10 protein-coding genes are annotated in these 11,289 nt (G+C 45.2%); 6 read left to right on the top strand and 4 right to left on the bottom strand.

The window, feature by feature from the left end:
- From QZY95_RS03505 to QZY95_RS03495, 3 genes are all read right to left on the bottom strand, one after another.
- On the bottom strand, window positions 1-774 hold a 774-nt coding region (locus QZY95_RS03505; RefSeq protein WP_290919395.1), incomplete at its 3' end, for an NAD(P)H-hydrate epimerase.
- 25 nt (window positions 775-799) lie between these two features.
- Entirely contained in the window at window positions 800-1,174 is a 375-nt protein-coding gene (locus tag QZY95_RS03500) for a holo-[acyl-carrier-protein] synthase (protein WP_290919393.1), read from the bottom strand.
- Between the two features lie 20 nt (window positions 1,175-1,194).
- A complete protein-coding gene (locus QZY95_RS03495) occupies window positions 1,195-1,920 on the bottom strand; it encodes a pyridoxine 5'-phosphate synthase (protein WP_290919391.1) in 726 nt (241 codons plus the stop codon).
- A gap of 338 nt (window positions 1,921-2,258) precedes the next feature.
- Between QZY95_RS03495 and QZY95_RS03490 the strand changes: the two genes are divergently transcribed.
- Window positions 2,259-3,593, top strand: coding sequence for a UDP-glucose/GDP-mannose dehydrogenase family protein (locus QZY95_RS03490; protein WP_290919388.1), 1,335 nt, complete (start codon window positions 2,259-2,261; stop codon window positions 3,591-3,593).
- 103 nt (window positions 3,594-3,696) lie between these two features.
- Here QZY95_RS03490 and QZY95_RS03485 read toward each other — a convergent pair whose 3' ends face one another.
- On the bottom strand, window positions 3,697-3,924 hold the full coding sequence (locus QZY95_RS03485) for a hypothetical protein (protein WP_290919386.1): 228 nt from the start codon (window positions 3,922-3,924) through the stop codon (window positions 3,697-3,699).
- A gap of 202 nt (window positions 3,925-4,126) precedes the next feature.
- Between QZY95_RS03485 and QZY95_RS03480 the strand changes: the two genes are divergently transcribed.
- The 5 genes from QZY95_RS03480 to QZY95_RS03460 all read left to right on the top strand — a co-directional run bounded on the left by QZY95_RS03480 (window position 4,127) and on the right by QZY95_RS03460 (window position 11,289).
- Window positions 4,127-4,603, top strand: coding sequence for a chemotaxis protein CheW (locus tag QZY95_RS03480; RefSeq protein WP_074215450.1), 477 nt, complete (start codon window positions 4,127-4,129; stop codon window positions 4,601-4,603).
- 122 nt (window positions 4,604-4,725) lie between these two features.
- The gene (gene mfd / locus QZY95_RS03475) at window positions 4,726-8,187 is read left to right on the top strand and encodes a transcription-repair coupling factor (protein WP_290919382.1); all 3,462 of its coding nucleotides are present in this window, start codon (window positions 4,726-4,728) and stop codon (window positions 8,185-8,187) included.
- 10 nt (window positions 8,188-8,197) lie between these two features.
- Window positions 8,198-9,223, top strand: a complete 1,026-nt coding sequence (locus tag QZY95_RS03470; protein WP_290919380.1) for a peptidylprolyl isomerase — start codon at window positions 8,198-8,200, stop codon at window positions 9,221-9,223.
- A gap of 176 nt (window positions 9,224-9,399) precedes the next feature.
- On the top strand, window positions 9,400-10,332 hold the full coding sequence (locus QZY95_RS03465; RefSeq protein ID WP_290919378.1) for a peptidyl-prolyl cis-trans isomerase: 933 nt from the start codon (window positions 9,400-9,402) through the stop codon (window positions 10,330-10,332).
- 12 nt (window positions 10,333-10,344) lie between these two features.
- The gene (locus QZY95_RS03460; RefSeq protein WP_290919376.1) at window positions 10,345-11,289 is read left to right on the top strand and encodes a RodZ domain-containing protein; all 945 of its coding nucleotides are present in this window, start codon (window positions 10,345-10,347) and stop codon (window positions 11,287-11,289) included.

The following is an 11,289-nucleotide window of genomic DNA, read 5'->3' as shown; positions in this document are numbered from 1 at the left end:
AATGAGAACTTTTCCAGCCGACCCTTTATGCATTGCATTGGATAACGGTTGACGTAATTCAAGGATCTTTGCTGTCATTCCTAAATGCGATGCTGGATGTGTTTCCTGCACCTGTGTGGGAATACCTATAGCGCGGGTATAGAGCTTTCCAACCCATGGTTTGGCTTCAGGCATCATGAGTCCGCATTTCGCGGCTTCAAAAGTTACGGTTGCATCAGCTTTAACTGCAACAGGAGATACTGTACCAAGAGTTCCGTGAAGACCTGACGGGATATCGAGAGAGTATACAAAAGCTGCCTCGCCCATCTTATTCATTGACGTAATAAGGTGTTCTTTTTCGGGAGACAAAGTCCCACGTAGTCCTGTGCCAAGGAGCCCATCAATAAGTATGTCAGGTCGCTCTGTGTTAAGTAGTCGATTCGCACTTTTTTGTGTGAGTAGAGCATGGGGCGTGCCGATGCCTCTAGCCAGAGTAAAGTGGTAGCCTGCTGTTTTGCGGTAGGCTTTTATTGGTTTGGTATGAAGCAGGAGTACATTTGCACCAAGATTGTGAAGGTGTCTTGCAATTGCGGCTGCATCGCCACCATTGTTTCCACTTCCCATAAAAACGAGTATGCGTTTGTCTGCGACGGAACCCGCCAGATCGAGAAGCACGTGTAATGCTTCTCGACTGGCGTTTTCCATCAGAATTTCTTCACGGATACCGTAGGTGGTGATTGCCTGAGTATCCCAACTGTTCATTTCTGCCGGTGTGGGCAGTGGAATGTAAACCATTGAGCCTCCGTAGAACGGATGATGACTATAACGATTCGAGAATAACAACAGCAGAAGCTGTATCTCTGCCATGAGTTAAACTGACGTGGTACTTTGAGGCAGATAATGAATCTGCAATTTCTGCGGCCTTGTTGTGGAGAATCAAAACAGGTTTTCCTGAAGCTTCAGATTTAATTTCAATATCTTGAAATTGAATTCCCTGTGTGAATCCTGTTCCGAGTGCTTTTACTGCAGCTTCCTTGGCTGCAAACCGTGCGGCAATAAACGCTACAGGATGTTTAGGGAGTACAGCAGCTTCATTTGGATGCAGAATGCGTGAAGTAAATCGCTCGCCATGACGCTCGTACGATTTTTGGATACGATCCAGCTCTGTAGTATCAATACCAAGTCCGACAATCACCGTGCAGCCCCACTGTACTCTTATTCAGCAAAAGTGCTGATGATGTCGTTCATTTCGCGTACAGCGCGATCCATACCCACAAGAACGGCACGGGAAACAATAGAGTGTCCAATGGAGTACTCGTCAATACCCGGAACATTAGCAAATTCGTATACGTTGGTGTAGTTGAGGCCGTGACCGAGGTTTACCTTCAGACCAAGACGTTTTGCGTATGCTACGCCTTTGATGATCTTGTCACGTTCGAGCTGCATTTTTTCTTCAGTTTTTGCGTCTGCAAAATGACCAGTGTGCAGTTCAATATATTCAGCACCACAAGCATGTGCTGCATCAATCTGTTTTTCGCTGGCTTCGATAAACAGACTGGATTTTACACCTGCTGCGTGGAACGGTGCAAGGTATTCACGGAAAAAGTCTTCTCGGCCGGCTACGACAAGTCCGCCTTCTGTGGTAAGTTCTTCTCGTTTTTCCGGTACAAGACAAATCATGTATGGATTAATGCGAAGCGCAATTTCTTTCATTTCTTCGGTTGCAGCCATCTCGAAGTGGAAACGGGTGTTAAGACACTGAGATACAAGTTCGATATCTCTGTCTTGAACATGGCGACGGTCTTCGCGAAGGTGCATGATAATACCGCGAGCACCTGCAAGCTCTGCAAAATGTGCAGCAGTTACCGGTTCTGGCTCAATTCCTAAACGTTGTTGCCTAAGGGTTGCAACATGATCAACATTAACTACTAAAACGGGCATATCTTCTCCTCATATAAGTAAACCCATATGTATCTAATCACTTTATATAAAGTCGAGAACAATGAAAACATAGTTTTTTCGGACTCAACAGTTTTTATACACTCTTTTACAATAAACTTCATGCATAAAGTGTATTGAGTGTATGTGAAAAAAGTATCATGTTTCGTGTGAGTTTTTAATGTGTCATTATCTTTTCAAGAAACATGTGATAATGACATAAACCTGCACATAATTGACTCATGGGATACAACTCAGTAAGGAGTGTGTCCATATTTACATGAAATTTGAAAATTATATGAAATCTGACATCTCAGCAGGGATGAACTGGAGTTCGTTTTATGAACGTTTGTATTGTCGGCACTGGCTATGTTGGTCTTGTAAGCGCAGCTTGCTTTGCAGAAATGGGAAATGCAATCACATGTGTTGATGTAAATCCTGACGTTGTTGAAATGCTTTCTAATGGTCAAGTCCATATTTGGGAACCTGGATTAGAAGAGCTTGTTCAGCGCAATTATGCAGAAAAGCGTTTGACCTTCACAACCAGCCTTCAAGAAGGCATTGAAAAGTGCGACGTTGTTTTTATTACCGTTGGTACCCCTTCAAGCGATGATGGTTCTTGCGACCTTTGTTATGTTGAGCAGGTTGCACGCGAGATCGGTGCGGTGATGACTACTCCGAAAATTATTGTAGATAAGTCTACAGTGCCTGTAGGTACTGCTGATTTTGTAAGCTCTCTTGTTCAGGAAGAGCTGGATAAGCGCGGCGTGTCTATTGACTTCACAGTTGTTTCCAACCCTGAGTTCCTCAAGGAAGGGGACGCGGTGAATGACTTTATGAAGCCGGATCGTGTTATTGTAGGTACAGATGATGCAAATGCAGCTGCCGTCCTTGGCGAATTGTATGCGCCTTTTGCCCGTAGTCGCGAAAAACTTATTGTAATGGGTGTGCGTAGCGCAGAAATGACCAAATATGCAGCAAACTGCATGCTGGCTACAAAGATTTCCTTTATTAACGAAGTTGCAAACATTTGTGAGCGCGTTGGCGCAGACGTTCGTGACGTTCGTACCGGTATTGGCTCTGACCACCGCATTGGGTATGAGTTCATTTATCCGGGTGTAGGCTACGGTGGATCTTGTTTCCCTAAGGACGTAAAAGCGTTGATCCATACTGCACATCAGTATGAATACACCCCAGAGCTTCTTGAAGCTGTGGATAACGTAAATAAACGTCAGAAAAAACGTATGGCAGAGCGTCTTGTTGAATACTTTGAACCACAGGGTGGAGTAGAAGGAAAAACATTGGCTCTGTGGGGAATTGCTTTCAAAGCGAATACAGACGACACCCGTGAGGCTGCCTCATTAGCCATTATCGAAGAGCTGACCTCAAAAGGTATGCGAATTCGCGCGTTTGATCCGGTTGCCGGTGAAAAAGTGAAGGAACGTTTTGCTGACAATGATCTCGTGGAGATTGTTGATGAGCAATATGAGGCTCTTGAGGGAGCGCAGGCTCTGATGGTTGTTACAGAGTGGCATCAGTTCCGCACTCCGGACTTTGATCGTGTCAAAGAGCAGCTGACAGCTCCAATTTTGTTTGACGGACGTAACCTGTACAATGCTGCAACAATGGCAGAAAAAGGTTTTGCGTATTTCTGCGTTGGACGTAAAGCTGAGTAGCTGAAAAAGGCCACTTGTCTAAGAGTGGTAGTGATAAAGTTTAAGAAAAGAAAAACCCTGCCGATGAGGATTCAACGGCAGGGTTTTTCTTTAGGAAAAATCTTTATAGTTGAGCAGTAGCGGCACAGCGCCTGCATGATCTCAGCTGAAGCTCCTGTAGAATCAGTTTTTCATATTGCATTGAATCTTGATTCTGCACAGGAGTGCCTTCTTTCAGAAAGCGTTCAAGAAATTGTGTTTCTTCCCAGAAATCAAGAAGTTCCTCGTCGCCAAGTGATTTAATTTGCATGGCAAGCGGCGTTTCTTCAGGGAATGGTAAGATGTTCGCCATCAATTTGGTACTCCTCGCGGATAGCGTTGTACTCAATTGCTTTTGAGCGATGTTATACTATCCAACACTGTGTATTTTTACAACCGCTTTTATGGGGGGTGGTATCGTCCTGTAGTTGCTTTGGATTGTGAGAACAGGTATATGTCGATTCACTAAATTTTTCCCGTACTACGCTGCTCGGGAAAGCAAGGAGTTGTTCTGTATGAATGAGCCTCAGAAGAAGCAGGATGACGAGCTGATGCAACTTGTCACCTTTAGTATAGGTGAAGAGGAATTTGGTGTTGATATCCTTAAAGTACAGGAAATTATTCGTACTATGGAAATCACTAAAGTGCCAAAAGCTCCGGATTTTGTTGAGGGGGTAATTAACCTTCGAGGTAAAGTGATTCCAATCATTGACCTTAGAAGGCGTTTCGGGCTTAGCTCCAAAGAGCATGACAAACACACCCGAATCATTGTAATCGAAATCAACAACATGATTGTCGGGTTTGTCGTCGATTCCGTGTCCGAGGTGCTGCGTATTCCAGCAGGCACGGTTGAGCCGCCTCCGGCTGTTGTTGCAGGTATGGAATCTGAGTACATCAGTGGTGTTGGTAAACTTCAGGATCGCTTACTTATTTTGCTTGATCTTGATCGTTTGCTTTCTAATGAAGATCTCGATGTGCTTGGACAAATGTAGTTTTTCCATAAGGCTGCTACGGGTATCGTAGTAACTTTTTCGAGAAGCAAAAGCCGCCTGCCTTCCTTAGGGCTGGCGGCTTTTTTCAGTGTGGTTAATAAAAAATGCGGGAGCAGTGACGAGTGCTGTTTTCTGAACTAGTCAGAAAAATCCAGAATGAAAAAGATGCCGTTGTTCATGTAGCGCGCAGTGGACCTGCCAGTCAGGCTCGGCTTGCGCGTACTTTGCGTGACAGGGGTGAGAACGTGGTGGTTATCGCACGTGACGCGAAAGAGTTTGCGGAACTGAACGGTTTGTTACGTCTGTTTACTCCAACTTGTTCCAGAGGACCTGCGCCCTTAGCAACTCCGCAATGGGATGATGAGTGGATTACTATTCCACAGCACCCAGCAGGAACGTACGGTAAGTCGCGTTGGGCTACCCGCATGGCAAGCTTGTATGGTCTGGGACTAAAGCGTTCAGCGCAAGGTATACTTCTTTCCATAGATAATTTTCTGCCCGCACTGCCTCCTGAAGATATTTTTGACCACAATGAATTATTACTGACTATTGGTGATGAGACTGGCCCTGATCTTATTATAGAGCAGGCCGTGGAATGGGGGTATACCCGTGTACCACTAGTTACTCAGCCAGGTGAAATTGCGTTGCGCGGGGATATTCTCGATATCTTCTGTCCCGGTTTCACGCTTCCTATTCGCATGGAGTTTTTTGGAGATCTTCTTGAAGAAATACGGCTTTTTGAACCGACTTCTCAGCGGTCTCGGGGCAATATACAAGAGTTAGTATTGCTTCCTGCTGCTCCGGTAGTTTTAAATGACTCGAATGTAGCTCAGGCATCTGTCTGGTGGAAAAAGTTGGAGTCAGATGGTGTGTTGGCAGAAGGACAGGCCTCTGCGCTGCAACATGCTGCTCAACACGGTGATTACACGTTTCTTCCGGGATGTTTTTATAAAAATTCAAGCTTTCTTGAAAGCTGGCTGCCGAAGAATGCCATATACATTCTACCGTCTGAAGGCGGCATGAATGAGGCTTTGGAAGAGTCTGAGCGTGCTTGGATTACTTTTTTAGATGAGCAGGCTCAAGAAAATGGCGTTCGCCAACCTGTGAGTACCGTGCTGCGTGCTGCAGATGCCGCTGGTGCTGTATGGCAGAAAGCTCGAAGAGCACACTTTGAAGAATTAAAAATGGGCGTAGAGGTTCAAGGCTCTACGCTACAAGAACGTAGTTATGGGGCCTTTCAGGATATCTTCCAAAGACCGGAAGACGCAGAACGCCCGTGGCACACATTAGTTGCCCGACTTCGGGAGTGGATCAAAGAGAAGCGTCAAGTTGTGTTGAGTTTCGCCACCGATCGTAGTCGAAAGAAATTTTTAACACTGGCAGAGCAAGACGGCTTGATGCCGCATATGTGCTATGCCCCTAAAGAGAGAGGGCTGTTTGCCCTTGTTTCATCTTTCAGGCGCGGGATTGAACTTGAGTGGGACAACATTCTGCTGCTTGGTGAAGATGTACTTCAGCCAAAAGTCGAACGGCAAAGCAGAGCGCGTTCCGGCGCTTTTTCCGGTTTAAAAGATTATGATGATCTTAAAGTCGGTGCTCATCTTGTTCATAGAGATTACGGTATTGCTACCTTTGGTGGACTTCACCGGTTAGATCTCGGAGATGTTTCGAACGACTTTTTGTTATTGCAATATGCAGGAGAGGATAAACTTTATCTTCCAGTAGACAGACTGTCGCTCATTCAGCTTTTTAAAGGTCCCGACGGTGCAACACCACCATTAGATAAACTTGGCGGTGCTGCATGGCAGGCAAGTAAGTCCAAAGCCCGTAAGGCAATTGAAAAAATTGCTCATGATATCATGGAAATGTATGCGTGGCGAAGGATTGCAAAAGGGTTTTCCTATGGCCCTGTCAATGAGTTGTATAGAGAATTTGAAGCCTCCTTTGGGTTTGAAGAAACTCCGGATCAGGCTCGGGCAATTCAAGATGTCCTTGATGACATGCAGAAGCCGGAGCCAATGGATAGACTTGTTTGTGGTGATGTTGGTTTTGGGAAGACTGAAGTTGCCATCCGGGCGGCTTTCCGAGCTGCCTGTGAAGGAAAGCAGGTGGCATTACTTTGTCCTACCACTGTCCTTGCGGAGCAGCATTATCAGACGTTCAAAAGCCGCTTGTCGCGATTCCCAGTTCATATTGGGCTGTTGAGCCGATTTGTTACGAAGAGCCGTCAGAAAGAAGTCCTGTCTGCTGCTGCACGTGGTCAAATTGATATTTTAATTGGTACACATCGACTTTTATCTGATGACGTAGATTTGCCAAATCTTAGTCTCCTTGTTCTTGATGAAGAACAGCGCTTTGGTGTCCGCCATAAAGAAAAGCTTAAAAAGTTGAAGCGGAATGTTGATGTACTGACGTTGACCGCAACGCCGATTCCAAGAACATTGCAGCTTTCTATGTCCGGCGTTCGTGAACTTTCAGTCATTGAGACTGCTCCTGTAGGGCGTAAGCCTGTTCAAACTGCGTTGATTGAAAGAGATGCGCAGGAACTTAAAGGCGTTCTTGAGCGTGAGCTTGCTCGTGACGGTCAGGTCTTTTGGGTATATAACCGTGTCGAAGGATTGGAGCGCGTTGCTGAATATGTTCGGGAACTCGTTCCTGACGCTCGTATCGGTATGGCGCATGGCCGGATGTCTGAAAAGAATCTTGAAGAAACAATGCATCAATTTTGGCATGGCGAGCTTGATGTTCTTGTGTGTACTTCAATTGTGGAGTCCGGTCTTGATTTCCCACGCGCGAATACGCTGATTGTCGATCAGGCTCAGATGTTCGGACTTGGGCAGCTTTACCAGTTGCGTGGTAGAGTCGGGCGTTCAGACCGTCAGGCGCATGCCGTTTTTGTTGTTAACAACTTGGACAAGCTGCCTGCTCCCGCTCGTAAACGACTCCGTATTATCTTGGAGCTTGACTACCTTGGAGCTGGTTTCAGAGTTGCAATGGAAGATCTGCGCTTGCGCGGAGCGGGTAATATCCTTGGTGAAGCACAGTCCGGTCAAATGGCTCGTGTTGGTCTTGATATGTACCTTGAAATGCTTGAAGCCGAAGTGAAACGTCTGAAAGGTGAGAAAGAGAGTGTTGTTGTTGAGACAGAAATTAATCTCGGCATTAATGCGCATATCCCTGAATCTTACATTCCGGATGGAAAAGAGCGTCTTAAATTTTATAAAGCATTGTCTTCTGCTACTGACCTTGTTCATATGCAGGATGTTGAGCTTGAGATTCGGGATCGATTTGGTGCCTTGCCGCCAGAACTTGTGAGCTTCCTTGGCGTTCTTGAGTTCAAACGTTTCCTTATGGCTATACAGGTTGAGCGTGCAGATATTTTGCGTGACAAAGTACGCCTTACATGGGCAGAGAATGCAGATGTCATTTCTCCGGCGTTGCTTGTAGGGTGGGTGAACGAGAATATTGATCGCGCAAAGCTTACACCACCTGCAACATTAGAATTACGTTTGAAAGGGGACGATGATTTGCGTACCCGCCTTGCTATACTGAAAAAAGAACTTGAACCTCTTGTAACTGCATAAAAGGTAACGAATGCGTCGACTCATATTTTTGCTGATTGTTCTTGTTCTCACTGCTTGTACGCAGCATCCGGAAGAAAAAGGTGTTGTTGCACGGGTTAATGGAGAACCTATCTACCTCAAAGAGCTGGAGGCTCGCTACGATTTAAATAATCTTGGCTGGGTCTCTGGTATTGTCCCTTCTGTTGACGCATTAAGTGCTGAGTATGGAAATGTACTCTCAGAACTTATTGTTCATAAGCTGATCAGTCATGCATTAGCAGAAGAAGGTCTCAGTGTTTCCGCGGAAGATGTTCAGAAAGAAGAAGCTGCTATCAGAGCTGATTATCCTGACGATCTTTTTGAAAGAACGTTGACGGAAGAATATATTGATATTGCAGTGTGGCGCTTGTTTTTAAAACGTCATATGGAAATGAAAATGTTCTTTAATGACGTTCTGCGTCCTACTGTGTCTCTTACGTACCAAGAGGCAGAACGTTATTACAAAGAGAATCTCTCAGAGTTCTACATTCCGGAACGAGTGCATGTTTTGCTTGTGAAGGGGAATGATAGAAAGAAAGTGCAGCGGGCTTCTTATCTTTTGGAGAAGGCGGAAGATTGGAAGAAGGTTGTTGAGAGCTTTGGCTCAGAAGTTACTGTTAGAGAACTCAAGTTGAAAAAAGACCGTTTACCGGTTCAGTGGGCATCTATGCTGCAGCAGATGGACACGAAAAGTAGCAGTAACGTTTCAATGACGGCTTACGGCTTTGAACAACTTGTGTTGTTGGCAGTACTTCCTGAAAAATTACTTGGGCCTTCACAAGCATATTCGGTCATCGAACGTGTTTTGATTGACCGGAAAATGAACGATGCTTTTGTTGGGTGGCTTGAAAAGCAGGTTGCAGAAACAAAAATAGAAGTTACTCCACTGCTTGCTCAAAAATTGAATGACAGTAATAACCAGCAGGTTTTATCTACTTCTTCTGCGAAACAAGAAGAGGTGGAGGAAGAGCCGTATCGGGAGCCAGCCTCTGAAGTTGGCAAACCCTCTGATCCATAGCCTTGAAATTAAATTGATAAATGCTGTAAACAATTTTTGTTTACGTTAGCGGGTCTGATTTTTCTCATTATTGCATAATTGCGTAAAAGATAATACAGACCCAAGAAGTAAGAACTCGCGCACTACGAGGGGAGCTGTGGTGTGCAGATGTTTATCACCTATATTGGGAGAAAAGTATGGCCTCCAGATTGTTACTTGCGCTGGCAGCTGTTGTTATGTTCGCTGCACCTGTTCATGCTGAGCAGTTAGTTAATAAGATTGCCGCTGTTGTGAACGGTGAAATTGTAACACTGTATGATTTGAAACAGTTGGCAATTCCGGAATTAAAAAAGGCCGGAGTGCTTGATCCAAAATATGCAGAAAGCCCGAAAGCTAAATCTGTTTTAAAGACAGTTCTTGAGAACGTGGTTTCTGAAAAACTCTTTTTGCAGGATGCTGAGCGTCGCGGTATTACCGTTGAAGAGGCAGAGATTGAAAATGAGCTGCGAAAGCTGGCACAGCAGCGCGGCTTAACTCTTGAAAAAGCAAAAGAGCAGATTGTAAATGAAGGACTCACTGTTGAGTCTGTGAAAGAACGAGTGCGAGTTTCTATTATTCGTCAGCGTCTTCTCGGTGCAATGGTTGGTCGTAAAGTTGTGATCACAAAAGATGAGATCAAACGTTTTTATGATGAACATCGTGCAGAGTTTGAAGCAGATGGAAAAGTAGAAGTTAGCTTGCTCGTATTTGACCCTGCTGTTGATGCTGCGGATGTCCGTAGCGAACTTTCTGCAGGTAAGATTTCATTTGAAGAAGCAGTTCAAAAATATTCTGTAGGTCCAGGTAAAGAGCAGGGCGGATACCTTGGTGAACTTGGTAAAAAGGATGTTTCTCCACAGATGCTTGCAGCTGTTGAAGGAATGAAAGATGGTTCCGTATCTGACGTTCTTGCCCTTGGATCTTCAAAAGCACTTATTAAATTGCACAGTAAGACTAAAGGCTCATTGCGTCCGCTTGATGAAGTGGCGCAGCAAATTGAAGCGAAGCTGAGAGCACCACGTCTTGAAGCAAGCTTTAAAGAATACGCTGAAAAACTGCGTAATAATGCAGTCGTAGACGTCCGACTGTAAGTGGAGGTACAGATGTCTGAAATGCTGGAGCTCGGAACCCTGTTGCGTGAAGAACGTGAACGTCAAGGTTTATCCCTCAATGAACTTTCTGAACGCATTAAATTGGCACCGCGCACGCTTGCATTTATAGAATCAGGTACTAAATCAGAGCTGCCTCATGCAGTGTATGTAAAAGGTTTTGTTAAAAGCTATGCAATGGTTTTAGGGCTTGATCCTGAAGAGCTTGGTGCAATTGTAGATGTTGCGTATAAAGACGAGCTTGAGGAAGAAGTTGCCGAGCCTGTTATTTCCCGAAGGGAGAGAAAAGGTTGTCCGGTAAAGCTCATTATTATTGTATTGTTGATTGTGGGTCTCGCTGTGGCGGGCTACTTTTATATGCAATCCGGTACTGCCCTGCTTGGTACAGAAGAAGCTACCGTAGAGGTTCCAGTTCAACAGTCATCTGCAGAAGTTGAGACTGTTGAGGTAGAGCCCGCTGCACCTGCTGTTGAAACTGCCCCGATTGAGCAACCAGCAGTACAGGAACAGGCGATAGAGGTGGCTGAGGAAGCAAAGCCTTCTACCTCAGAGGTGGAAGCGCCTGCAACAGAGCCTGTTGTTGAAAACAAGACTCCTAGCGTTGCGGCGGCACCAGTCGTTGCGCCTTCTGATGTTGTTGAACAAAAAACAGCAGAAGAGACTGTTGAAATCAAGGCGACAGAAGATAAAAAGCAAGCTGTAATGCGCACGTTACGTATTGAAGCAACTGCTGATTGCTGGGTTGAAGCGACTGGAGATGACTTTACTCGTAAAGAATTTTTACTTCGTAACGGACAAGGTTACACTGTAAAATTTCCTAAAAACCTCTCCTTGCGCTTAGGCAATTCCGGTGGGATTTCCTTGACCCTTGATGGCACTCCTTATTCCTTTAACGGTGCAGATGGTAAGGTACGTACAGTACATATTACCGCTTCATAG

The organism is Halodesulfovibrio sp., assembly GCF_015482765.1.
Lineage (GTDB): Bacteria > Desulfobacterota > Desulfovibrionia > Desulfovibrionales > Desulfovibrionaceae > Halodesulfovibrio.
This window is presented reverse-complemented; position numbering and strand designations above follow the sequence as displayed.